Origin of the sequence: Streptomyces galbus, from assembly GCF_005280195.1 — a bacterium.
Lineage (GTDB): Bacteria > Actinomycetota > Actinomycetes > Streptomycetales > Streptomycetaceae > Streptomyces > Streptomyces galbus.
Genome location: NZ_SZPR01000002.1, coordinates 1 through 23,756, shown reverse-complemented (window position 1 = coordinate 23,756; position 23,756 = coordinate 1). Strand labels below are relative to the sequence as shown.

Below are 23,756 nucleotides of genomic sequence, written 5' to 3'. Positions count from 1 at the left end.
CAGCGTACCGGCGCGGGCTCCCCCTCAACCAAATCGGGGGCCCGGCAGCGGGGCAAACCGGGGCCGGTCCGGCCCCCTGACGAGGCTTGTTGACAACGGTTTCCATCTTCGTTGAAAATGACTGTCATGAACGTACGACGACGCCTCATATCCGCCGCGGCCGCCACGGCCGCCACCGCCCTCGGACTCGCCACCCTCACCGCCTGCGGCGGCGACACCGCGGCCGCGGGCGACACGGACGAGTTCGACGTCGTCGCCTCCTTCTATCCGATGGCCTTCCTCGCCGAGCGGATCGGCGGGGACCACGCGCACGTCACCAGCCTCACCCAGCCCGGCCAGGAGCCCCACGACCTGGAGATCAGCGCGAAGCAGACCGCGCGGCTCCAGGACTCCGACGCGGTGCTCTACCTCAAGAACCTCCAGCCCTCCGTCGACGACGCCGTCGCCCAGTCCGGGGTCAGGACGAAGATCGACGCCGCCTCCCTGACCTCCCTGGAGAAGCACGGCAACGAGGTCGGCGGCCACGCGGCCGAGCACGACGACCACGAGGGCTCCGACGACGGGGAGTCGTCCGGCCTCGACCCCCACATCTGGCTCGACCCCGTGCGCTACGCCCAGGTCGCCGAGGGCGTCGGCGCGGCCTTCGCCAAGGCCGACCCCGGCCACGCGGCCGACTACCGCAAGAACACCGCGGACCTGGTGCGCCAACTCGACGCCCTGGACACCGAGTTCAGGACCGGCCTCGCCACCGCCCGGAGCAAGGTCTTCCTCACCACCCACGCCGCCTTCGGCTACCTCGCCGAGCGCTACGGCCTCACCGAGGAGGCCATCAACGGCCTCGACCCCGAGTCCGAGCCCAGCGCCGCGCGCGTGAAGGAACTGGAGAAGCTGGCGAAGGCCGACGGGGTCACCACCGTCTTCTACGAGACGCTCGTCAGCGACAAGACGGCGAAGACCGTCGCGAAGGACGCGGGCCTGCGGACCGACGTCCTCGACCCGATCGAGGGCATCACCAAGAAGTCCCGCGGCCAGGACTACCTCCAGGTCATGCGGGCCAACCTCACGGCCCTGAAGACCGCCCTGGGGGCGAAGTGACCGACGGGACCGACCGGACCGACCGGCAGGGGAGCGGCATGAGCGAGCCCGTCATAGCGCTGCGCGGCGTCCGCGCCGAACTCGGCGCACGCCCCGTCCTGCGCGGCATCGACCTGACCGTGGGCCGCGGCGAGGTCGTCGCCCTGCTCGGCGCCAACGGCTCCGGCAAGTCGACGGCCGTGCGCACCGTCATCGGCCAGGTCCCGGTCAGCGCGGGCAGCGTCGAGCTGTTCGGCACGCCCCGGGCCCGCTTCCGCGACTGGGCCCGCCTCGGCTACGTGCCGCAGCGCACGACCGCCGCGGGCGGGGTGCCGGCGACCGTGACCGAGGTGGTCTCCTCGGGCCGGCTCTCCCGCACCCGCTTCGGCCTGTTCCGCAAGGCCGACCATGCGGCCGTACGGCACGCCCTGGAGCTGGTCGACCTCGCGGACCGGGCCAGGGAGCCGGTCGAGGCCCTCTCCGGCGGCCAGCACCAGCGCGTGCTGATCGCCCGCGCCCTGGTCGCCGAGCCGGAGCTGCTGATCATGGACGAGCCGATGGCGGGCGTGGACCTGGCCAGCCAGGAGGTGCTCGCCGCGACCCTGCGCGCGCAGGTCGACCGGGGCACCACCGTCCTGCTCGTCCTGCACGAACTGGGCCCTCTGGAACCCCTCATCGACCGCGCGGTGGTGCTGCGCGACGGCTGCGTCCTGCACGACGGCCCGCCCCCGCGGGCGGTCGGCCAGCACGCCCTCCCCGGCCACGACCACGTCCACCCGCACGCACCGGCCGACGCCGGCCCCCTCCGCACGGGACTGCTCAGCTGATGGAAATCCTCGACTACGCCTTCATGCAGCGGGCGCTGCTCGCCGCCGTCCTGGTCGGCATCACCGCCCCCGCGGTCGGCATCTACCTCGTCCAGCGCCGCCAGGCCCTGATGGGCGACGGCATCGGGCACGTGGCCATGACCGGCGTCGGCCTCGGCTTCCTGCTGTCCACCTCCCCGGTGTGGATGGCCACCCTCGTGTCGGTGCTGGGCGCCGTCCTGATGGAGCTGATCCGCTGGTACGGCAGGACCCGCGGCGACATCGCCCTCGCGATGCTCTTCTACGGCGGCATGGCCGGCGGCGTGATGTTCATCAACCTCGCGCCGGGCGGCTCCAACGCCAACCTCACGTCGTACCTGTTCGGTTCCCTGTCGACGGTGTCCGAGTCGGACGTGACGGCGATCTGCCTGCTCGCGGCGTTCGTGGTGCTGGTCGCCCTGGGTCTGCGCCGGCAGCTCTTCGCGGTCAGCCAGGACGAGGAGTTCGCCCGGGTGACCGGGCTGCCGGTGCGGGCGCTGAACCTGCTGACGGCCGTCACGGCGGCGGTCACGGTGACGGTCGCGATGCGGGTGGTCGGCCTGCTGCTGGTGTCGGCCCTGATGGTCGTGCCGGTCGCCGCCGCCCAGCAACTGAGCCGGAGCTTCGCCGCGACGTTCGCGGTCGCCGTCGCGATCGGGGTCACGGTGACCCTCGGCGGCACCGTCACGTCGTACTACCAGGACGTCCCGCCCGGCGCGACGATCGTGCTGCTGACCATCGCCGCGTTCCTGGTGCTGACCGCGCTGGCCGCCCCACTGGCCCGGCGGCGCGCCCGCGCCCTGGCCGCGGACGGCCCGTCCGGGGACCCGGCGGAGTGCGCGATTCCGGCCACGCGCGCGCCCGACGGCGGCGTCGGCGCCTGACCGGCCGGGAGCCGGGCTGGCACAATGGCCCGGCAGGTGCCGACGCGAGCCATCCGAAGGAGAGACCGGTGACGACCGCTGGACCGCCCGTGAAGGGCCGCGCCACCCGGCAGCGTGCCGCCGTGGCGGCGGCGCTCGACGAGGTCGACGAGTTCCGCAGCGCCCAGGACCTCCACGACATGCTCAAGCACAAGGGCGACTCGGTCGGGCTGACCACGGTCTACCGCACCCTGCAGTCCCTCGCCGAGGCCGGCGAGGTCGACGTCCTGCGCACCTCCGACGGCGAGTCCGTCTACCGCCGCTGCTCCACCGGCGAGCACCATCACCATCTGGTCTGCCGCGCCTGTGGCAAGGCCGTCGAGGTCGAGGGCCCGGCGGTGGAGAAGTGGGCCGAGGCGATCGCCGCGGAGCACGGCTACGTCAACGTGGCCCACACGGTGGAGATCTTCGGCACGTGCGCGGACTGCGCCGGCCTGACCGGACGCGACACGCGGACGAGTAACGAATAACAGATATTGAAATCTGTCAGTCGTCATGCCAAGCTGGGGGCATGACGATGCACACGCGCACCCTCGGTACCACCGGTCCCCAGGTCTCCGCCCTCGGCCTCGGCTGCATGGGCATGTCCGCGCTCTACGGCGAGGCGGACCGGGCGGAGTCGATCGCCACGATCCACGCCGCCCTGGAGGCGGGGATCACCCTGCTCGACACCGGCGACTTCTATGCCATGGGCCACAACGAGATGCTGATCGGCGAGGCACTGCGCACCGCGCCCGCCGCGCTGCGGGAGCAGGCCCAGGTCAGCGTGAAGTTCGGCGCCCTGCGCGACCCCGACGGCGGCTGGAGCGGGTACGACGGCCGCCCCGCCGCCGTGAAGAACTTCGCCGCCTACTCCCTCCAGCGGCTCGGCGTCGACCACATCGACGTCTACCGCATCGCCCGGCTCGACCCGGACGTCCCCGTCGAGGAGACCGTCGGCGCCATCGCCGAACTCGTCGAGAAGGGGTACGTCCGGCACATCGGCCTCAGCGAGGTCGGCGCCGACACGATCCGCCGCGCCGCCGCCACCGCCCCCGTCTCCGACCTCCAGATCGAGTACTCGCTGATCTCCCGCGGCATCGAGGACGAGGTCCTGCCCACCACCCGCGAACTGGGCATCTCGATCACCGCCTACGGCGTCCTGTCCCGGGGTCTGATCTCCGGCCACTTCACCCCCGACCGGCGGCTCGCCCCGAACGACTTCCGGGCCATGTCGCCCCGCTTCCAGGGCGAGAACCTCCAGCACAACCTCGGCCTCGTCGAGGCCCTGCGCGCGATCGCCGCGGACAAGGGCGTCACCGTCGCGCAGATCGCCATCGCCTGGGTGCTCTCCCGCGGCGAGGACATCGTGCCGCTGGTCGGCGCCCGCACCCGCGAGCGGCTGGCCGAGTCCCTGGGCGCGCTGGACGTCACGCTGGACGAGGCCGACCTCGCCGCCGTGGAGCGGGCCGTGCCCGCGGACGCCGCCGCCGGCGACCGCTACCCGGCCGCGCAGATGGCTCACCTCGGGAGCAAGTGAGGCCACCGGGTACGGTCTAGGACATGGCAGCGACCACCGAGACCCTGACCGCCGAGCGCATCCTCGAGGCGACCGAGGAGGTGCTGCGCCGCCACGGACCGGCCAAGGCCACCGTGGTCGACGTGGCCCGCGCGCTCGGCGTCAGCCACGGCAGCGTCTACCGCCACTTCCGCACCAAGGCCGCGCTGCGCGAGGCCGTCACCAAGCGCTGGCTGGACCGTACCTCCGAGCGGCTGGCCGTGATCGCCGCCGAGGACCGCGACGCGGGGGCCCGGCTGCGGGACTGGCTCGCCGCGCTGTTCGAGGCCAAGCGGCACAAGGCGGGCGACGACCCGGAGCTGTTCGCCACCTACATGGTGCTGGTCGAGGAGAGCGGCCCCGCCGTCGGCGAGCACATCGAGGACCTCACCGCGCAGCTCGCCGCCATCATCGGCGCGGGCGTGGCCGACGGCACCTTCACGGCTCCCGACCCGCTCACCGCGGCCCGCGCCGTCTTCCACGCCACCGGACGCTTCCACGACCCATGCCACGCCCGCGAGTGGACCGCCCCCACCATCGACGACGAGTTCACCGCGGTGGTGGACCTGCTCCTGCGGGGCCTGCGGCCCTAGGAAGTATCTCGGGTCGGACCGGTGGCGGTCCGACCCGGTTCACGCCGCGGCCTCCGGGTGATCCCGCCGTTCGTCCCGCGTCACGAGCGCGTGCAGCCGTTCCAGGCGCAGCCGGGTGTCGTCGTCCGCCGGGGCGTACGTCACCATGCGGGCGCCGAACTCGGGCGTCAGCCAGAGGTCCGTGTGGTGCAGGGTGAGCAGGCCGACCCAGGGGTTGCGGAACAGCTTGGTCCGGGTGGGGCTGGCGTGGACCTCGTAGCGGCGCCAGTTCTCCCGGAACGACGGGGACCGGTCCTCCAGCCGCGCCACGAGCATCTTCCAGGCGGGCTCGCCCAGGTGACCGGCCATCGACGCGCGCAGCTTGGCCGCCATCAGCCGCTCGGCCTCCTCCAGGTGCACGATCGAGGACCGCCACTGCGGGTCGGTGTGCACGAGGAGCATGCAGTTGCGGTCCTCGGGCGGCACCGCGTCCAGGTCGCCCAGGAGACGGCCGTAGACCCGGTTGTACGCCAGGATGTCGTAGCGGCTGTTCTGGATGCAGGCCGGCAGGGGCTCCAGCCGGTGCAGCATCTCCTCCAGCGCCGGCGTGACGGACGGGCAGCGCGCGGCGGGCGTCGGATCGGTCGCGCCGGCGAGCTGGAAGAGGTGGGCGCGCTCACCGGCGTCGAGCATCAGGGTGCGGGCCAGCGCGTCGAGGACCTGCACCGAGACGTGGATGTCGCGGGCCTGTTCGAGCCAGGTGTACCAGGTGACGCCGACCGCGGAGAGCTGGGCGACCTCCTCCCGGCGCAGCCCGGGCGTGCGCCGGCGGGTGCCGCGCGGCAGGCCCACCTGCTCGGGGGTGATCCGCTCGCGGCGGCTGCGCAGGAACCCGGCCAGCTCGTGCCGCCGGATCTCCGTGCCGTCCCGCGCGGTCGCGCTCGCGCTGTGCCGGCCCGTCGTGCCTACCGTGCTGGTGGTGCTCGCCGTGCTCGCCATGCCTCCAGGGTGCCGTGGCGCGGATCCTGTTGCCAGGTACTCCTGCTACCAGGACAAGGACACTCTGGTACCCGTCTGAGCCGGCGCGCAGGCTCGGTCCCGTGACCGAGACAACGCCCACGACCGGAACGACCGCACCGACGGCAAGGACCTCCACCCCGTACAGCGCCCACAGCCCGCGCACCGCGCCGGCACCGCCCGCGCTGGGCACGCTGGGACTGTTCACCGTGCTGCTGGCGGCGTCCCTGCCGCTCGTCGACTTCTTCATCGTCAACGTCGCCCTGCCCACCATGGGCCGCGACCTGGGCGCGAGCGAGTCCGTCCTGGAACTCGTCGTCGCCGGGTACGGCGTCGCCTACGCCGTGCTGCTCGTCCTGGGCGGCCGGCTCGGCGACCTCTTCGGGCGGCGCCGGCTCTTCCTCGGCGGCATGGCCGCCTTCGGCCTGACCTCGCTGGCCTGCGGCCTCGCGCCGGACGCCTGGACGCTGGTCGCGGCCCGCGTCGCGCAGGGCGCGTCGGCCGCCGCGATGCTCCCGCAGGTCCTCGCCACCATCCAGGCCGCCACCGAGGGCCCCCGCCGGGCCCGCGCGATGAGCCTGTACGGCGCCACGGCCGGCCTGTCCATGGTGGCGGGCCAGATCCTCGGCGGGGTCCTGGTCGCCGCCGACCTCGCGGGCACCGGCTGGCGCTCGGTGTTCCTCGTCAACGTGCCCGTCGTGGTCGTCGGCCTGCTCCTGGCCGCCCGCGCGGTGCCCGAGACCCGCTCCCGGCGCCCCGAGCCGGTGGACGGCCCCGGCACGGCACTGCTCGCCGCCGCGCTGCTGACGCTGCTCGTCCCGCTGACCGAGGGCCGGGCGGCCGGCTGGCCGCTGTGGACGTGGCTGTCCCTGGCCGCGTTCCCCTGCGCGGCGGGCGCGTTCTGGGCGGTGGAGCGCCGGGCCGACCGTCAGGGCCGTACGCCGCTGGTGCCGCCGAGCCTGTTCGCGCTGACCTCGCTGCGGCGCGCCCTGGTGATGATCGTGCCGTTCTCGATGGGCTTCAGCGGGTTCATGTTCGTCATCGCGGTCGCCCTCCAGCGGGGCGCGGGCCTGGACCCGGTCCCGGCGGGCCTGGCCCTCGCGCCGATGGCCCTGGTGTTCCTGTTCGTCTCGCTGGCCGGCCCGCGGCTGGTCACCCGGTACGGCACCCGGGTGGTGAGCGCGGGCGCGGTGATCCAGGGCGTGGGCGTGGCGCTGATGATGCTGGCGGCGTGGCGGGCGTGGCCGGACCTCGGCCTGGTCGAGCTGCTGCCGGGCGCGGCGGTGGCCGGCGCCGGACAGGCGCTCCAGCTCCCGGTGCTGATGCGGATCGTGCTGTCCGAGGTGCCGCCGGCCCGGGCGGGCGTGGGCGGCGGGGTCATGGTGACCACCCAGCAGTCGGCCCTGGCGCTGGGCGTGGCCACCCTCGGCACCCTGTTCCTCTCCCTGGCCCCCCACACGGGCATGCGCGACGCCCTGCTGTGGACCCTGGCGGCCCAACTCGCCGGAGTCCTCCTCACGGGCCTGCTGAGCCTGCGCCTGCCCCGCACGGTGCGCTGACGGCGTCCCCTGACCGCGGGCGTCCGGCGCCCCGGGGGGCAGTGCTCCGGGCGGTGCCGCTGTCAGTGCCGCGTGCGACGATCCGGCCATGAGCGAAGAGTCGTTGAACTGGCGGGAGTTCCTGGGGCGTTGGCAGGAGGAGTGGGTCCCGCGCGCCGACGAGGAGGCGGCCGGTCCGGCGGCCTTCCCGCCGCTCGGAGCGCCCGGGGCGGGCGAGACGGCGATCGCCGCGGCCGAGCAGCGGCTCGGGTGCCGGCTGCCGCCCTCGTACCGCGCGTTCCTGGCCGTGAGCGACGGGTGGCACGTCGGGCAGGCCGCGGGGATCTACCAGCTCGGCGGCACCGCCGACATCGGCTGGTTCGGGGACCCGTACGACCTGACCCCGCTCTACGAGGGGAACCTCGGCGACCACCCGCGCAGGGAGGAGGTCCTGCTGGCCGGGATGTGGCGACGGGCGCTGCGGCTGGAGACGGACTCCGACATGTCGTACGCCCTGCTCGATCCGGGGGACACCGGCCAGGACGGTGAGTGGGCGCTCTACGTCCACAAGGGCTGGAGCGGTGAGCCGCCGGACCGCTACCCGTCCTTCCGCGCCTACATGGAGGCCATGTACCGGGCCTTCCACGCCGACCGGGCCGCGCGCCCCGACTTCGCCAACGCCACCACGCGCGCCCAGGACGACCGCGTCGACCGGGCCCGCGTGCTGGCCCTGCGCGGACGGCACGAGGAGGCCCTGCCCCTGCTCGAGGAGGCTGCCTCCTTCGGCCGGCCGCACAGCGCCGCCCTGCTGACCCAGCTCCGGCAGCTCAACGCTCCCGGCGATCCGCTGAGTTACGGCATGCTGGTGGGCGACCCGCGCTATCTGCCCGACCTGCTGCCGGTGGAGGCGATGGCACAGGCGAACGGCACCTGGCGGCCGGACGGGGACGAGCACTGGCTGGGGATGATGGCGGCTCGCGGGGTGCCCCGGAGCACCGCCGAGGCCGTGCTGGGCGGCATGCGGGACGGCACCTACCGCTACGCGCCGCCCGGACCGTGGGGCCGAGCGGTCGCCGAGGCCCGCGAGGCGGCCCGCTGGGGCGCGACCGACGTCGCCTGGCGGACGCTGAGCGAGGCGCTCCCGCGGTGGGAGGCGCCCGGACCGTCGCTGATCGCCCCGGTCGGCCTGCTCGCCGATCCGGTCCTCGGCCCGCCGGTCACCCCGGACCGCGGACGGCAGATCCTGGCGACACCACGGGCGGGGCACACGGGCCCCGGTCCCGAGCCGGTGCCCGATCTCGATCCGCCGGGCCTGCACTGGCTGACCGAGCCCGCCGTGCACGGGCAGCCGCTCGACGGGTACCGCTGCGTCTGGGTGGAGGGCGTCGATCCGGCCCGGCTGCCCGCCTTGATCGGTGAGGAGGGCGCGCGGCTGAGCGCCCCCGTGAACCGGTTCGGGGCGCGCTGGCGGGCACGCGGCGAGCGGGAGGACACCGAGCCCTGGGAGGACAGGGCCGTGGTCGCCGTGGGCCGCGGCCCCGAGGGGTGGGCCTTCGCCTTCGACGGGCACTCCGCAGGCCGCATGGGCCGGCTGATCCGGTCCCCGGCGGTGGCCGCCTCCGGCGCCGGGCGCGCGGTCGTGGTGTGGCGGGAGCCGAGGAGCGCCTTCCCGGACCGGCACCCGGCCGCGTTCCACCTCTCCGTGGCCGAACGGGGTGAGGAGCGGTACGCGTTCACCGTACGGGGGGCGGACGTCGAGCGCTCCGGCGCCGTACCCGGGGCGCTGGACCCCGCGCGCCTGATCGACCCGGACGACAGCGAACCGGTACGGGAACGGCGGATGCTGGCGGCCCTGCACACGGAGCTGGGTCTGTCCCTGCCCCGTTTCGCGCTGACCCGGGGAAGGCTCGCCACGTTCACCACCCGGTCCTGGACCCGGGCGCCCCGCGCGGGTGAGCCCTACGCCTACCTCACCTTCCGCGTGGGGCGGCAGCGACGGGACGACCGGCCCGCCTGACGCCCCGGCGTCGGACGAGCCGGGTCAGCCCGGGGGAGAGAGGGGAGGCAGTGAGGGGGAGGGAGGGGAGGGAGGTCGGGTGATCCGGGAGGACCCTTCCTACGCCCGGGACTCCAGCTGCGGCACGGCGTCCCGTACCTCTCCCGCCGCGAGGCGATCCGCCACCTGCTCCGCCGACCGCCGCGCCCACGCCCCGCTGCTCACCGCCCCGAGCACCAGCACCAGCACCCCGCACCCGGCCAGGATCCACCACCCCGGTACCGCCGCCGAGACGAACGACCCCCGGTAGGAGCCCGCGCCGATCCCCGACGCCAGCACGGCGCCGATCACCGCGACGCCGAGCGTCTGGCCGAGCTGGCGGCTGGTGGAGGCGACCGCCGCCGCCAGGCCGGCCTGGGCCCGGGGCATGCCCGAGACGGCGGTGTTGGTGATCGGGGCGTTGACGAAGCCGAAGCCGATGCCGAACAGGACGTACCCGAGGAACAGCGTGACGTCCGACGTCTCCGCCTCGAACGCGGCGAACAGCACCCCGCTCACCGTCATCGTCGCGCCCGCGACGAGCAGCGGCAGCCGCGGCCCCCGGGTGCCGACCAGCCGTCCGGACAGCGGTGCGCACAGGAACATGGGGACGGCCATCGGCAGCATCCACAGGCCGGCGTGCAGCGCGTCGAGCCCCCGCACGTTCTGCAGGTACAGCGTGGACAGGAACAGGAACCCGCCGAGCCCCGCGAACGCGCAGATCGCGACGAGCGTGGCGCCGCTGAACGGCACCGAGCGGAAGAAGCGCAGGTCGATGAGCGGTTCGTCGCGGCGGGGCTCGTACCACAGCAGCCCCAGCAGCCCGGCGAGGGCGATCGCCGCGAAGGGCAGGACGGTGGCGGGCCCGCTCTCCGGCGCCTCGATGATCGCGTAGGTCAGCGAGCCGAACAGGGCGATCACCAGCACCTGGCCCACCGGGTCGGGGCGGCGGGCCCGGGGCGCGCGGGACTCGGGGACGAAGCGCAGGGTGAGCAGCAGGGCGGCCAGGCCGATCGGCAGGTTCACCCAGAAGATGGAGCGCCAGCCCACCGACTCCACCAGCAGGCCGCCGACCAGCGGGCCGGCCGCCATGGAGATGCCGACCACCGCGCCCCACACGCCGATGGCGCGGGCCCGCTCGCGCGGGTCGGTGAAGGTGTTGGTGATGATCGACATGGCGACGGGGTTCAGCATGGAGCCGCCGACCGCCTGCACCATGCGGAACGCCACCAGCAGCTCCAGGCTCGGGGCGAGCGAGCACAGCAGGGAGCCGAGGGCGAACAGGACGAGCCCGGTCAGGAAGACCTTCTTGCGTCCGATCCGGTCGGCGGTGGAGCCCGACAGCATCAGCAGCGAGGCGAGGACCAGGGTGTACGCGTCGATGCTCCACTGCAGCCCCGCCGTGCTCGCGTCCAGGCCGCGCTGCATGGCGGGCAGGGCGACGTTGAGCGCGGTGGTGTCGAGGCTGACCATCAGGAGACTGAAGCAGCAGATCGTCAGGACCAGCAGGCGCCGGCGGTGGCTGAGCTCGGGCATAGGTGAATAGTACGCCTAACTAATGAATGTCGCCCCACCGGGTCCGGTACGGGAGAATGGGGGAATGCCCACGACCGCGCCCGCCCAGAACACGACCCTGCAGATCGGCCCGCACGCCGTCCGGCCCCCCGTGGTCCTCGCCCCCATGGCCGGCATCACGAACGCCCCGTTCCGCACGCTGTGCCGGGAGTTCAGCGGCGGCAAGGGCCTCTTCGTCAGCGAGATGATCACCACGCGGGCGCTGGTCGAGCGCAACGAGAAGACCATGCAGCTCATCCACTTCGACGCGAGTGAGAACCCGCGCTCGATCCAGCTGTACGGCGTCGACCCGGCGACCGTCGGCAAGGCCGTCCGCATGATCGCGGAGGAGGACCTGGCCGACCACATCGACCTCAACTTCGGCTGCCCGGTGCCCAAGGTCACCCGCAGGGGCGGCGGTTCCGCCCTGCCCTACAAGCGCCCCCTGCTGCGGGCCATCCTGCGCGAGGCCGTCAGCGGGGCCGGCGACCTGCCGGTCACCATGAAGATGCGCAAGGGCATCGACGACGACCACCTCACCTACCTGGACGCCGGCCGCATCGCCGTCGAGGAGGGCGTCACCGCCATCGCCCTGCACGGCAGGACCACCGCCCAGCACTACGGCGGCACCGCCGACTGGGAGGCCATCGCCCGCCTCAAGGAGCACGTGCCGGAGATCCCCGTCCTCGGCAACGGCGACATCTGGTCCGCCGAGGACGCCCTGCGCATGGTCCGCGAGACCGGCTGCGACGGCGTCGTCGTGGGCCGCGGCTGCCTCGGCCGCCCGTGGCTGTTCGCCGACCTGGTCGCCGCCTTCGAGGGCCGTCCGGCCGACCTGGCGCGCCCCGCGCTGCGGGAGGTCGCCGACGTCATGGTCCGCCACGCCACCCTGCTCGGGGAGTGGATCGGCGACGAGGCGCGGGGCGTGATCGACTTCCGCAAGCACGTCGCCTGGTACCTCAAGGGCTTCGCGGTCGGCAGCGAGATGCGCAAGCGCCTGGCGGTCACCTCCTCGCTCGCCGAGCTGCGGGCCGGCCTCGACGAGCTGGACCTGGACCAGCCCTGGCCGGACGGCGCCGACGGGCCCCGCGGCCGTACCTCCGGCAACAACCGCGTGGTGCTGCCGGACGGCTGGCTGAAGGACCCGTACGACTGCGCGGGCATCGGCGAGGACGCCGAGCTGGACACCTCGGGCGGCTGACCCCGCCGGCCGGGGCGTCAGCCCCCGCTGGGGTGCGGGGTGGAGCCGTAGGCCAGCAGGAAGCGGTCGCGGAAGGCGCTCATCTTCCACACCGGGGCGCCGTGCGCCGGGCGCAGCCCGTCCGTCCACCCCCAGCCGGCGATCCGGTCGAGGACCTCCGGGTCCTTGGCCACGATCGAGATCGGCACGTCCCGGCTGGCGTGGGTGCCGCTGACCCGGGAGATCGGCTGGTGGTCGCCGAGGAAGACCAGCACGGTGTCGTCGGTGCCGTAGCGCTCCAGCCACTGGGTCAGGGCGGTCACCGAGTACTGGATCGACTTGCCGTACTCCTCGCGCGAGGCGGTGGTGTCGGCGATGACGTCCCCGGCCTTGCGGCCCGCCTGCGCGATCGGGCCGAACACCGAGCCGTCGCCGAGCTCGTCCCAGCCGACCATCTTCGGGATCGGCGCCCACGGCTGGTGGCTGGAGGTCAGGATGATCTCCGACATCAGCGGCTTGTCGCGCTGCCGGCCGTGCACCAGCCGCTGGTACGCCTCCAGCGCGTACTGGTCCGGCATCGTCGACCAACTGAACTTCGGCCCCCGGTAGCCCAGTTGGAAGGCGTTGTAGACCTTGTCCAGGCCGTAGTACTTCTGCTCCGGCCAGCTCTTCTGCACGCCCGGCATGACCCCGACGGTGTCCCAGGCGCCCGTCTTGCGGAACGCCTTGGTCAGGGACAGGTGGTCGCTGGCCATCACCGTGCGGTAGCGCTGCTGGTTGTCGATCCACAGGCCCGACAGGGTGGTGGAGTGGCCGAGCCAGCTGCTCCCGCCGTAGGTCGCCGAGGTCAGCCAGCCGCTCTTCGCCCGGTACCCGGCCTTCCGGAGCGCCGCGGTGCTCGACGCGAGCGTCCGGTCGACGCCGGGCGCCATGACCGGGTCCTCGATCGCGCTGCGCCCGTAGCTCTCGATGAACGTGAACACCACGTCCTTGCCGCGCAGGTCCGGCACGAGCTGCGCGCCGGGGGTGGCGCCGAACCGGTCGGCCCGGGCCTGCCGGCCGAACGCGGCCTCGTCGCGCAGCGTGTCCCGCACCCGGTCGGTCTGCGCGTTCAGCGCGCCCGCCGCCCGGTGCACGGTGAGCGGCTGCCCGGCCACCTGGACCGTCAGGATGGAACAGGTGATCCACACGGTGCCCGCGACGAGGGTGGCCCGGGTCGACTTCTGCGCGTCGCGCCCGAGGACGGTGCCGATGCGCACCATCGCCGCGGCCATGCCGGCGAACAGCACCACCACCAGGACGAGCACCCCGGCCGTCAGCAGGGTCGTGGTCGTCCCGCCCAGCGAGTCGGCGAGGTAGGAGCGGGCGTCGCCCAGCAGCTCCCAGTCGAGGACCAGGTTGAACCCCCGCCCGAGGTACGAGCCGAACCCCATGTCCAGCAGGTCCACCACGGTCAGCGCGGCCAGGCCCGCCCCGCCCAGCGCCGCCACCACCACGCGGGGCCGGCGCGGCAGCGCGGTGAGCACGGCGGCCACCACGACCGCCTCCCCGGGCAGCCGCAGCAGCATCCGCGGCTCGAACCCGGCGAGCGGCACCGGCAGCAGCAGCGCCAGGTGGACGAGGGCGACCGACAGCACGGTGGTCGCCCACCACACCGCCCGCGCGACCCGCGGGTACCGCTCCCGCCAGGCCCGCAGCCGGGCCAGGCGCGCGACGACGGCGCGCCCGCGCGTCACCTCGGGGGCAGCCCCGGGAGCGTCGGGGGCGGCCTCCCCGGCTGCGTCGCCCGCGGGTGGCTCCTCGGTGGTGGTGCTCCCGGCGGTGGTGCCCGGATGCGCGGAGTCCGTCGTCCCCTGCGCGCCCGGCTCCGCCGGGGACGTCGGGGCGGGCGGGGCGGGTGAGGGTGTGGAGGCGGGCACCCGGGGGTCCTTCCGTGCGGCGGCCGGTCGTGGGGCGGACCCGGGGTGGGCCGGATCCGCCACCGATGCGTACGGCGCCCCGCAGGCCCGCGTTCAGCCCCGACGGCCCGTGCTCGGCAAACACCGCGCAAACACCCGGCCAAGGAGCCGGCCGGCGCACCGGCCGGGGAGACCGCCGGTCACCCGCCGGGGGCGCCGCTCACGCCCCGCCGACCGCCGTGAGCAGCGCCAGCGGGGCCGCCGCCGAGCGCGACTCCCGCACGCACGCGTACGGGTACGGCACCGGCTCCGGGTGCGTGTCGCGGCCGTAGCCCGCCAGCACCTCCGGCAGCCGGTGCCCGGTCGCCGTCGCCGCGTCGACCAGGGCGTGCGCGACGGTGCGGGCCTCGTCGTGCAGGCCGTAGCGGGCCAGGCCCAGGGCGATCAGCGCGTTGTCGTGCGGCCACACCGAGCCGCGGTGGTACGACAGCGGGTGGTACGCGGGCTGCCCGGCGGCCAGCGTGCGCACGCCCCAGCCGGAGAAGAAGTCCTCCTCCAGCAGGCGCCGGCCCACCAGCTCGCCGTACTCCTTGTCCAGCAGCCCCGACCACAGCAGGTGCCCGGCGTCCGAGGCGAGCGCGTCCACCGGGCGGCCGGTGCCGTCCAGCGCGAGCGCCGGGAAGGACCGCCGGGGCATCCAGAAGTCCCGCTGGAAACGGTCGCGCAGGTCGGCCGCGGCCTGGGCGAGCAGCGCGCCGTAGGTGCCGTCGTCCCACACGGTGCGCGCCACCCACGCCGTGCGGCGCAGGGCGTCGTAGGCGTAGCCCTGGGCGCCCGCCGCCATCACGGCCCCGCTCGGGCGGCTGCCGTCGGCCGAGCAGATGGCGCCGGGGGAGTCCTTCCAGTTCTGGTTGGCCAGGCCGCCCCGGTCGGCGCGGTACACGAGATAGCCGAGCGAGGTGAGTCCCCCGTGGTCCAGCATCCAGCCCACGGCGGCCCGGGCGTGCGGCTCCAGCCGGCGGGCCAGGGCGGTGTCCCCGGTCTGCTCGGTGTACGCCCCGAGCAGCACCAGGAACAGCGGAGTGGCGTCCACCGAGCCGTAGTACCGGCCGTACGGCACCTGGCCGAAGTGGGCCAGCTCGCCGTGGCGGACCTCGTGCACGATCTTGCCGGGCTGCGCCACCGCCTCCCGGCCGGTCCCGGTGGCCTGGGCCGCCGCGAGCGCGAGCAGCGTGGCGGCGGCCGGCTGCGGCCGGTAGGGCAGCGTGAACAGCGAGGTGAGCAGCGCGTCGCGGCCCAGCAGGGTCAGGAACCAGGGCGCGCCCGCCGCCGGCACCCGCAGCTCCTCGCCGTCCGGGCCGGTGGCCGGGACCTGGAGCGCGGCCAGGTCCGCGAGCCCGCGCGCACAGGCCGCCGCCAGCTCCGGCCAGCCCGTCGGGAACGCCACGCCCTCGACGAACCTCCCCTCGGCCGCGAGGAGTTGCCCGGTGAGCGCGGCGGGGGAGCGCGGCACGCGCAACGCCCGCTTCTCGCCGTGCGGCCGGGCCATCACCCGCAGCACCAGCTCCGCGGAGCCGTGCGGGGCCAGGTCCAGGGTCCACACCAGGCGCCGGGCCCCGGTGCCGGTCTCCTCCACGCCGTCCGGGGCGGGCTCGGCGGTCACCGTGGTCCGGGACAGCCACGCGCCGCGCCGGTAGGTGAACTCCACGCCGTCGTCGAGGACTTCGCGGGCGCGGACGGCGCCCGCCTTGGTGTAGGTGCGGTGGTCGGCGCGCAGCTCGAACTGGTCGGTGAAGTCGGCGTCGGCGGTGACCGCGAGCCGCACCGTCGTCGCCACCGGACAGTTGTTGGTCACCCGCAGCGACTCCACGAACGAGCCGTCGCCGACGGCCTGTTCACGGAAGAGCGTGCAGGGCGGCGGCTCGGTGCGGCCGCCGCGCGGCACGAGCACGCAGCGGGCGGCGTCCCCGTCGGCGACCGGCGCCAGCGGCTCCGGCACGGCGCCGTCCACGGTGAGCTGCCAGCGGCTGAGGTGCCGCGCGTCCCGTACGAACAGCCCCGGCGGGCAGGCTCCGGTGCCGCGCCCGCCGCCGATGTCCCCGCGGTCGTCGACGGCGGCGAACGTCCCGCCGTACACGAGCAGATGATGCCGGTCCGTCATCCCCGGTCCCCTCCCTGCGTCTGCCTGGGCTCCCCCAGGTGTGCCTCGTCTGCCTGGATCCCCTGGTCGCCGTCGCCGTCGCCGTCGCCGTCGCGGCGCGTGCAGTGTCAGCCGTGGAGGGCGGCGTCCTCGCCGGACGCGTCGTGCAGCAGGTCGAGCGTGAGGGCGGCGGTCCAGCCGAAGCCGGTCGCCCCGCACGCCTGACCGGTGTACGGGTCGACGTACTCGGCGAAGTCCGAGGCGGCCGCGAGGTCCAGCACCGCCGCCCGCAGGGCGTCGGCCCGTGCCCGCTCGCCGCGCAGCCGCAGGCCCCGCTCCAGCAGCCAGCCGGTGTTGAACCAGGCGGGCCCGCGCCAGTAGCGGTGCGGGTCGAACGTCTCGCCCAGCAGGTCGTGGCTCGGCACCAGCCGGGTGCGCGTGCCCAGCCCGAAGTGCGGCCCGGTGAGGGTGCCCACCAGGGCGCGGGCCACCTCGCGCGGCAGGCCGGGCAGCAGCAGCGGGACCAGCCCGGTGACCCCGCGCTCCGGGACCGCCTCGCCGGTGCGCACGTCCCGGCACAGGAACAGGCCGTACGCCGGGTCCCACAGCCGCTCCACCAGGGCCGCCGTCAGCCGCTGTGCCCGCGCGTGGCGGGCCGTGCCCGTCGCCCCGAGTTCGCGCGCGATGCGGGCGAGCGCGTGCTCGGAGACGGCGAGCAGGGCGTTGAAGGAGGGGTCCTCGACCGCGAACGCGCCCCGCCCGTCCCGGTACCCCCCGTCCCGGTAGTCGCCCGCCAGCCGCACGTACCGCCCGTAGTCCAGGTCCGTCGGCCGGTCCTCGGGCGCGCCGTGGGCCAGGTCGGCGCGGCGGAAGGAGCGGGCCGGTGCCGGGGTGACCCGGGACAGCGGGCCGTCCCAGCAGGGGCTGTTGTCCATGCCCTGTTCCCAGGGGTGCACGACCGACACCAGCCCGCCCCCGCCCAGGTCACGCCGGTGCAGCAGGTACCGGTGCCAGGCGGCCAGCCGGGGGTAGACCCGGGCCAGGAAGCCGCGCGCCCTGGACAGCGCCGGGTCGGCGCGGTGCACCAGCCAGGCGGCCAGCGCGTGCACCGGTGGCTGCACGATGCCGGAGGTCTGTACCGTGCGCGGGGCGCCGGCGGCCCGCCCCGCGGTCGCGGAGCGCCAGAAGTCGGGGCTCGGGAAGTAGGCGTCGAGCGGGACGGAGGGGTGGAAGACGATGTGCGGCACGCGTCCGTCGTCCCACTGGGCGGCCAGCAGCGTCTCCAGCTCGGTCTGCGCCCGCAGCGGCGCCACGTGCCGCAGGCCGATCGCGATGAACGCCGAGTCCCAGGACCACTGGTGCGGGTACAGCCCGCGCGAGGGCACCGTGGAGGTGCCGGTCCAGTTGGCGTCGAGGACAGCCACCGCCCGTGCGTGCACGGACCCCGGCGCGGCGGGAGGATCGTATGCGAACGCGCGCACTGCCGGGCGGGCGGTGAGCTGGGCGGTTCCATCCACTCGGGGCTCCACGGGGGTTCGGCAGTGGCTACCGTGAGGTTACGTCTGTTTAACACGCAGAACTCACTATGTAATGCAGAATCGATGAACACAAGGGGGTGTGCGATGACCGGACGCGGCCACGGGGGCCGGAGCCAGGCGAGCGCCGGGGACCTGCTCGACCTGGTGCGCACGGGCCGGGCCACGACCCGCGGCGCGCTCCAGCAGGTCACCGGCCTGTCCCGGGCCACCGTCGGCCAGCGCCTGGACCGGCTCTTCCGCGCGGGCTGGCTGCGCGAGGGCGCGGGCGGCCCGGTCGACTCGCCGCTCGGCGGACGCCCCTCCATCACCCTGGAGTTCGACGACGCGCACGCGGTGGTCCTCGCCGCCGACCTCGACACCCGGCACGCCCGCGCGGCGGTGCTCACCCTGACCGGCGAGATCCTGGCCGAGCACGCCGGCCCGCTCGCCGTCGAGGACGGGCCCGAGCGGGTGCTGGACGGACTGGGCCGCTGGTTCGCCGAGGTGCTGGCCGCGGCGGGGCACGCCCCGGGGGAGGTGTGCGGCATCGGCCTCGCGGTGCCCGGCCCGGTGGACAGCACGACCGGCCGGGTGGTCCAGCCGCCGATGATGCCCGGCTGGGACGGCTACGACATACGCGGCCGGCTCGCCAGGGCGTTCGGCGAGGCCACGGGCGCCGGGCCGGTCCCGGTCCTGGTCGACAACGACGCCAACCTCATGGCGTACGGCGAACAGCGCGCCTCCTACCCCGGCTGCTCGGCGTTCGTGCTGGTCAAGGTCTCCACCGGCATCGGCGCCGGCGTCGTGGTGGACGGCTCCCTGTACCGGGGGATCGACGGAGGGGCGGGGGACCTCGGGCACATCCGGGTGCCGGAGGGCGCCGACGCGCTGTGCCGCTGCGGCTCCTACGGCTGCCTCGCCGCCCTGGCCAGCGGCGGCGCGGTGGCCCGGCGGCTGGCGGCGGCCGGGGTGCCCGCCGCGTCCGGCTCCGACGTACGGGACCTGCTCGCGGCCGGGCACCCGGAGGCGGCGGCCCTGGCCCGGGAGGCCGGCCGGCAGGTCGGCGAGGTCCTGGCCACGGTCGTGACGCTGCTCAACCCGGGCGTGCTGGTGCTCGCCGGGGACCTCGCGGGGACCCCGTTCGTGACGGGCGTGCGGGAACTGCTGTACCAGCGGGCGCTGCCCCGCTCGACGGCCCGCCTGGAGGTGGTGACCTCCCGGCTCGGGGAACAGGCCGGTCTGGTGGGCGCGGGGGCGCTGGTGGTGGACCACCTGTACGCGCCCGAGCGGGTGGAGGAGCGGTTGCTGGCGCTGGGGGTGTGACCCCGGGCGGGTGACCCCCGCGGTGCCGGCGCCGGCCGTGCGTCTCCGGCGGGCGACCTCGCGGCCCGGCGGCGACCGCCCGCGCGCGTGACAGACGCGTTTCCGTCCGGGTACCCGTCCGCATGGTGACATCGGGCGGCCTGTGGCAGCGTGATTCTCGCCACCCCTGATCGGGGTGACGCTCAGATGAGCGGATCATGGGCGCCTGCACTTCTCCAAGGGGTGGCACTCAGTGCCACCACTTGATCGTTCATCGAGCAAACTCAGACGTGGCAATTGCCGCTCATGTGAGCGCGAGAAACCGCCAGGGGCGGATGCTTGCGTTCAACAAGTGAAAACATCGGCTGCCGATTGCTTGCCCTGCCTTGACTTTCGATCCCGTGGCAGAGGACTGGTTACAGGCACATGACGCACGCGTGGACGTACCCAGACGCCTTCGATCTGGGTACATTCCCCGACGTCAGGGCAGCCACCGCGTCCTCGAGGGAGTCGAGACCGTGTCGGAAAACAGAGAACCCCACGTAGCGAAGTTCGTTTACGACTTCACCGAGGGAAACAAAGACCTCAAGGACCTCCTCGGTGGCAAGGGCGCCAACCTCGCCGAGATGACCAACCTGGGACTCCCCGTTCCTCCCGGCTTCACCATCACCACCGAGGCATGCAAGGTCTACCTCGACAGCGGGGAGGAGCCGGCGGCACTGCGTGACGAGGTGAGTGCGCACCTCGACGCGCTGGAGCAGCGCATGGGCAAGAAGCTCGGCCAGGCCGACGACCCCTTGCTGGTCTCGGTCCGCTCCGGCGCCAAGTTCTCCATGCCCGGCATGATGGACACGGTCCTGAACATCGGCCTCTCCGACGCGTCCGTGCAGGGCCTGGCCCAGCAGGCGGGCGACGAGCGCTTCGCGTGGGACTCCTACCGCCGTCTGATCCAGATGTTCGGCAAGACCGTCCTCGGCGTCGACGGCGACCTCTTCGAGGAGGCGCTGGAGAAGGCCAAGGAGACCAAGGGCGTCGCGGTCGACACCGAGCTCGCGGCGGCCGACCTGAAGAAGCTGGTCACCACCTTCAAGAAGATCGTCAAGAAGGAGGCCGGCCGGGACTTCCCGCAGGACCCGCGCGAGCAGATGGACCTGGCCATCAAGGCCGTCTTCGACTCCTGGAACGGCGACCGGGCCAAGCTCTACCGCCGCCAGGAGCGCATTCCGCACGACCTGGGCACCGCGGTCAACGTCTGTTCCATGGTCTTCGGCAACCTCGGCCCCGACTCCGGCACCGGCGTCGCCTTCACCCGCGACCCCGCCTCCGGCCACCAGGGCGTGTACGGCGACTACCTGCAGAACGCCCAGGGCGAGGACGTCGTCGCGGGCATCCGCAACACCGTCCCGCTCGCCGAGCTGGAGCAGATCGACAAGAAGTCGTACGACCAGCTCATGCAGATCATGGAGACGCTGGAGAACCACTACAAGGACCTGTGCGACATCGAGTTCACGATCGAGCGCGGCCGGCTGTGGATGCTCCAGACCCGGGTCGGCAAGCGCACCGCGGGGGCCGCGTTCCGCATCGCGACCCAGCTCGTCGACCAGGGTCTGATCGACGAGACCGAGGCGCTCCAGCGCGTCACCGGCGCCCAGCTCGCCCAGCTCATGTTCCCCCGCTTCGACGAGACGGCCAAGGCCGGGCAGGTCGCGCGCGGCATCGCCGCGTCCCCCGGCGCGGCGGTCGGCAAGGCGGTCTTCGACTCCTACACCGCCGTGAAGTGGTCGCGCTCCGGCGAGAAGGTCATCCTGGTCCGCCGCGAGACCAACCCCGACGACCTGGACGGCATGATCGCCGCCGAGGGCATCCTGACCTCCCGCGGCGGCAAGACCTCCCACGCGGCCGTCGTGGCCCGCGGCATGGGCAAGACCTGTGTCTGCGGTGCCGAGGAGCTGGAGGTCGACACCAAGCGGCGCCGGATGACCGTCCCGGGCGGGCACGTGGTGGAGGAGGGCGACGTCATCTCCATCGACGGCTCGTCCGGCAAGGTCTACCTCGGTGAGGTCCCGGTCGTCCCGTCCCCGGTCGTGGAGTACTTCGAGGGCCGCATGCACCCGGGCGCCGACGACGCCGACGAGCTGGTCGAGGCCGTGCACCGCATGATGGCCTTCGCCGACCGCAAGCGCCGGCTGCGGGTGCGCGCCAACGCCGACAACGCCGAGGACGCGCTGCGCGCCCGCCGCTTCGGCGCCCAGGGCATCGGCCTGTGCCGCACCGAGCACATGTTCCTCGGCGACCGGCGTGAGCTGGTCGAGCGGCTGATCCTGGCGGACACCGAGGCCGAGCGCGAGGCGTCCCTCAAGGCGCTGCTGCCGCTGCAGAAGAAGGACTTCGTCGAGCTGTTCGAGGCGATGGACGGCCTGCCCGTCACCATCCGCCTGCTCGACCCGCCGCTGCACGAGTTCCTGCCGGACATCACCGAGCTGTCCGTCCGCGTGGCGCTGGCCGAGTCCCGGCAGGAGCCGCACGAGAACGAGCTGCGGCTGCTCCAGGCCGTGCACCGGCTGCACGAGCAGAACCCGATGCTGGGCCTGCGCGGAGTGCGCCTGGGCCTGGTCATCCCCGGCCTGTTCACCATGCAGGTCCGCGCCATCGCCGAGGCGGCGGCCGAGCGCAAGGCCGCCAAGGGCGACCCGCGCGCCGAGATCATGATCCCGCTCGTCGGCACCGTCCAGGAGCTGGAGATCGTCCGCGACGAGGCCGACCAGGTCGTCGCGGAGGTCGAGGCGGCCACCGGTACGTCGCTGAAGCTGGCGATCGGCACGATGATCGAGCTGCCGCGCGCCGCGCTGACCGCCGGGCAGATCGCGGAGGCGGCGGAGTTCTTCAGCTTCGGCACGAACGACCTCACCCAGACCGTGTGGGGCTTCAGCCGCGACGACGTGGAGGCGAGCTTCTTCACGGCGTACCTGGAGAAGGGCATCTTCGGCGTCAGCCCCTTCGAGACCATCGACAAGGACGGCGTCGGCTCCCTGGTGAAGGCGGCCGCGGAGGCGGGCCGCCGCACCCGCCCCGACCTCAAGCTCGGCGTCTGCGGCGAGCACGGCGGCGACCCGGAGTCCGTCCACTTCTTCCACGAGGTGGGCCTGGACTACGTCTCCTGCTCCCCGTTCCGCATCCCGGTCGCCCGCCTGGAGGCGGGCCGCGCGGCGACCCAGTCGACGGGCAGCGACCACCGCTAGGCCGCACGGACCCCGGGTCCGCCGCCGGTCCCCGACCCTCACCGATCGGCGGCGGCCCCGGCGCACGAAGAGAGGGCGACACCTTGTGCGGGGTGTCGCCCTCTCGCGCGCCCGGCCGTCCGGGACGGACTAGCGTCTCCTCCTCGCCGTGATCAGCTGGACCACGACGCACACCGCAACGATCCCGAACACGATCACCAAGAGCACTTGACCCCAAAGGGGAAGATCGGGCCCGCCCCCGGGGGCAGCGAGCCGTGCCGGCCACGGAACTCCCTGGCCTGTCACGACGGTTCGTCCGCCTCTCCCTCTCGCGTCCGCACCGCAGGACTCTCAGCGTTTGTGTCGACGGTTCGCGAGGGAACTTGCTGCCGCCCTTCAGGACGAAGTTGCCCGGCATGGCCCCGGCCGTCCGTTGCCGACCGGGGCCGCCCCGCTTGCATGATGACCGTCACCGGTTGCGGCGCCGGTTGATCACGATCGGTACGACGACGCACAGGATGGCCACGACGAACAGGACGACGCCGAGCGTTCCTCCGGGAGTCACCTCGGTACGAGCGAGTTCCATGTGCTGTCCCCTCCCTTACTTCGACGACCCGAGTCGGCGGTTACGGAACGTCAGGTAGACCAGCAGACAGACTGCGTCGGCGACAACGGCCACCAGGAGCAGTGGGGACGCGGCGGCGAATCCTCCCTTGGCCCAGAGAACGGCCGACAGTGCATAAGCGACCAGCGACGCGGCGACGACTGTCCATGCGTTCCTGCGGATCGCCTGTTGGTTCCCGTACGCGTTCTCGAAGAATTTTGCCACTGTCGTTTCCTCGGCAGGGGGGCGGCCACCGATGGTGACCGCCCCGGGTCGGTCAGGACTTCAACTTGTCTTCCACCGTGTTGGCGGTCCAGTCGCCCACCGCAGTGCTCGCGTAGCCACAACCGGCTTCGACCGCCACTGCTCCGACGCCGGCAGTGGGCGCCCCCGCGAATCCGGCCACGAATTGGCATGCGGACTCGACCAGGATGCCTGCCGCGATGCCTGAGGCCTGGCCCACCAGCGCGTCCGTGTCGCCCCGCACGCCACTGGAGACCGCGTCGTAGACCTCCTTGCCGTCATCGATCGCGTCGGCAAGGCTGTAGAGACCGCTCGGATCGATCCGGTTGACCGGGTCGCCCTCGGCGTACAGGTAGGGGTTCTTCTCCTGGCCCGACGGGTCGGGCTGGGTGAAGCGGCCGATGTTGGCGTCGTAGTAGCGGGCCTTCAGGTGGTAGAGGCCGGTGGGGTCCTGGTAGTTGCCCGCGAAGCGGTAGGGCTGGGCCACCGGTTCGCTCGACTGGGCCAGGAGGCGGACGCCGCGGGGGCTGTAGGCGTAGGTGTCGACCTTGTTGCCGTC

The 23,756-nt window shown here is 73.7% G+C and carries 18 protein-coding genes; 11 read left to right on the top strand and 7 right to left on the bottom strand.

The genetic code is table 11. The annotated features are described in order from the left end of the window. The first annotated feature begins 126 nt into the window (after positions 1-126). From E4U92_RS00720 to E4U92_RS00695, 6 genes are all read left to right on the top strand, one after another. Positions 127-1,095: a metal ABC transporter substrate-binding protein gene (locus E4U92_RS00720; RefSeq protein WP_137298264.1), complete on the top strand. Its 969-nt coding sequence runs from the start codon at positions 127-129 to the stop codon at positions 1,093-1,095. A 38-nt stretch (positions 1,096-1,133) separates the two neighbouring features. Continuing rightward, entirely contained in the window at positions 1,134-1,901 is a 768-nt protein-coding gene (locus tag E4U92_RS00715; protein WP_137298263.1) for a metal ABC transporter ATP-binding protein, read from the top strand. Beyond that, positions 1,901-2,803, top strand: a complete 903-nt coding sequence (locus E4U92_RS00710) for a metal ABC transporter permease (RefSeq protein WP_137298262.1) — start codon at positions 1,901-1,903, stop codon at positions 2,801-2,803. The genes E4U92_RS00715 and E4U92_RS00710 overlap by 1 nt, the downstream gene beginning before the upstream one ends. 68 nt (positions 2,804-2,871) lie before the next feature. Continuing rightward, positions 2,872-3,312 (top strand): Fur family transcriptional regulator, encoded by a 441-nt coding sequence (locus E4U92_RS00705; RefSeq protein WP_137298261.1) that lies wholly within the window; start codon positions 2,872-2,874, stop codon positions 3,310-3,312. Between the two features lie 41 nt (positions 3,313-3,353). After that, on the top strand, positions 3,354-4,361 hold the full coding sequence (locus E4U92_RS00700) for an aldo/keto reductase (RefSeq protein WP_137298260.1): 1,008 nt from the start codon (positions 3,354-3,356) through the stop codon (positions 4,359-4,361). A gap of 23 nt (positions 4,362-4,384) precedes the next feature. Then, entirely contained in the window at positions 4,385-4,972 is a 588-nt protein-coding gene (locus E4U92_RS00695) for a TetR/AcrR family transcriptional regulator (RefSeq protein WP_137298259.1), read from the top strand. Positions 4,973-5,011: 39 nt separating this feature from the next. On the opposite strand, the gene E4U92_RS00690 is transcribed toward E4U92_RS00695, so the two are convergent. Beyond that, on the bottom strand, positions 5,012-5,950 hold the full coding sequence (locus tag E4U92_RS00690) for a helix-turn-helix transcriptional regulator (protein WP_137298258.1): 939 nt from the start codon (positions 5,948-5,950) through the stop codon (positions 5,012-5,014). Positions 5,951-6,051: 101 nt separating this feature from the next. On the opposite strand from E4U92_RS00690, the gene E4U92_RS00685 reads away from it, so the two are divergent. Then, the gene (locus E4U92_RS00685) at positions 6,052-7,527 is read left to right on the top strand and encodes an MFS transporter (RefSeq protein WP_137298257.1); all 1,476 of its coding nucleotides are present in this window, start codon (positions 6,052-6,054) and stop codon (positions 7,525-7,527) included. An 88-nt stretch (positions 7,528-7,615) separates the two neighbouring features. Next, complete coding sequence (locus E4U92_RS00680) at positions 7,616-9,523, top strand: SMI1/KNR4 family protein (protein WP_137298256.1); 1,908 nt, start codon at positions 7,616-7,618, stop codon at positions 9,521-9,523. A gap of 99 nt (positions 9,524-9,622) precedes the next feature. On the opposite strand, the gene E4U92_RS00675 is transcribed toward E4U92_RS00680, so the two are convergent. Beyond that, positions 9,623-11,077 carry an MFS transporter gene (locus E4U92_RS00675; protein WP_137298255.1) on the bottom strand — a complete coding sequence of 485 codons (1,455 nt, stop codon included), beginning with the start codon at positions 11,075-11,077 and terminating at the stop codon, positions 9,623-9,625. A 64-nt stretch (positions 11,078-11,141) separates the two neighbouring features. Here E4U92_RS00675 and dusB point away from each other — a divergent pair, with 64 nt between their 5' ends. Beyond that, entirely contained in the window at positions 11,142-12,296 is a 1,155-nt protein-coding gene (dusB, locus tag E4U92_RS00670) for a tRNA dihydrouridine synthase DusB (RefSeq protein WP_137298254.1), read from the top strand. A 17-nt stretch (positions 12,297-12,313) separates the two neighbouring features. Here dusB and E4U92_RS00665 read toward each other — a convergent pair whose 3' ends face one another. The 3 genes from E4U92_RS00665 to E4U92_RS00655 form a co-directional block, all read right to left on the bottom strand. After that, positions 12,314-14,194, bottom strand: a complete 1,881-nt coding sequence (locus tag E4U92_RS00665) for an alkaline phosphatase family protein (RefSeq protein WP_229862274.1) — start codon at positions 14,192-14,194, stop codon at positions 12,314-12,316. Positions 14,195-14,393: 199 nt separating this feature from the next. After that, positions 14,394-16,334, bottom strand: coding sequence for an amylo-alpha-1,6-glucosidase (locus E4U92_RS00660; RefSeq protein WP_137298252.1), 1,941 nt, complete (start codon positions 16,332-16,334; stop codon positions 14,394-14,396). A gap of 107 nt (positions 16,335-16,441) precedes the next feature. Then, the gene (locus E4U92_RS00655; RefSeq protein ID WP_137298251.1) at positions 16,442-17,830 is read right to left on the bottom strand and encodes an MGH1-like glycoside hydrolase domain-containing protein; all 1,389 of its coding nucleotides are present in this window, start codon (positions 17,828-17,830) and stop codon (positions 16,442-16,444) included. Positions 17,831-17,935: 105 nt separating this feature from the next. Between E4U92_RS00655 and E4U92_RS00650 the strand changes: the two genes are divergently transcribed. Together E4U92_RS00650 and ppdK are read left to right on the top strand one after the other, a co-directional pair. Continuing rightward, the gene (locus E4U92_RS00650; protein WP_137298250.1) at positions 17,936-19,153 is read left to right on the top strand and encodes an ROK family transcriptional regulator; all 1,218 of its coding nucleotides are present in this window, start codon (positions 17,936-17,938) and stop codon (positions 19,151-19,153) included. Between the two features lie 497 nt (positions 19,154-19,650). Continuing rightward, entirely contained in the window at positions 19,651-22,371 is a 2,721-nt protein-coding gene (gene ppdK, locus E4U92_RS00645; RefSeq protein ID WP_137298249.1) for a pyruvate, phosphate dikinase, read from the top strand. A 580-nt stretch (positions 22,372-22,951) separates the two neighbouring features. On the opposite strand, the gene E4U92_RS00640 is transcribed toward ppdK, so the two are convergent. Further along, positions 22,952-23,179, bottom strand: a complete 228-nt coding sequence (locus E4U92_RS00640; protein WP_137298248.1) for a hypothetical protein — start codon at positions 23,177-23,179, stop codon at positions 22,952-22,954. Positions 23,180-23,231: 52 nt separating this feature from the next. Next, the coding region (locus tag E4U92_RS36410) for an RHS repeat-associated core domain-containing protein (protein ID WP_241681771.1) at positions 23,232-23,756 on the bottom strand (525 nt) is incomplete at its 5' end.

What these genes read in the sequence shown, in the direction of transcription:
- E4U92_RS00720 (WP_137298264.1), top strand. Translation starts at nt 127, where the DNA reads ATGAACGTACGACGACGCCTCATATCCGCCGCGGCCGCCACGGCCGCC.
- E4U92_RS00715 (WP_137298263.1), top strand. Translation starts at nt 1,134, where the DNA reads ATGAGCGAGCCCGTCATAGCGCTGCGCGGCGTCCGCGCCGAACTCGGC.
- E4U92_RS00710 (WP_137298262.1), top strand. Translation starts at nt 1,901, where the DNA reads ATGGAAATCCTCGACTACGCCTTCATGCAGCGGGCGCTGCTCGCCGCC.
- E4U92_RS00700 (WP_137298260.1), top strand. Translation starts at nt 3,354, where the DNA reads ATGACGATGCACACGCGCACCCTCGGTACCACCGGTCCCCAGGTCTCC.
- E4U92_RS00695 (WP_137298259.1), top strand. Translation starts at nt 4,385, where the DNA reads ATGGCAGCGACCACCGAGACCCTGACCGCCGAGCGCATCCTCGAGGCG.
- E4U92_RS00690 (WP_137298258.1), bottom strand. Translation starts at nt 5,950, where the DNA reads ATGGCGAGCACGGCGAGCACCACCAGCACGGTAGGCACGACGGGCCGG.
- E4U92_RS00680 (WP_137298256.1), top strand. Translation starts at nt 7,616, where the DNA reads ATGAGCGAAGAGTCGTTGAACTGGCGGGAGTTCCTGGGGCGTTGGCAG.
- E4U92_RS00675 (WP_137298255.1), bottom strand. Translation starts at nt 11,077, where the DNA reads ATGCCCGAGCTCAGCCACCGCCGGCGCCTGCTGGTCCTGACGATCTGC.
- dusB (WP_137298254.1), top strand. Translation starts at nt 11,142, where the DNA reads ATGCCCACGACCGCGCCCGCCCAGAACACGACCCTGCAGATCGGCCCG.
- E4U92_RS00660 (WP_137298252.1), bottom strand. Translation starts at nt 16,334, where the DNA reads ATGACGGACCGGCATCATCTGCTCGTGTACGGCGGGACGTTCGCCGCC.
- E4U92_RS00650 (WP_137298250.1), top strand. Translation starts at nt 17,936, where the DNA reads ATGACCGGACGCGGCCACGGGGGCCGGAGCCAGGCGAGCGCCGGGGAC.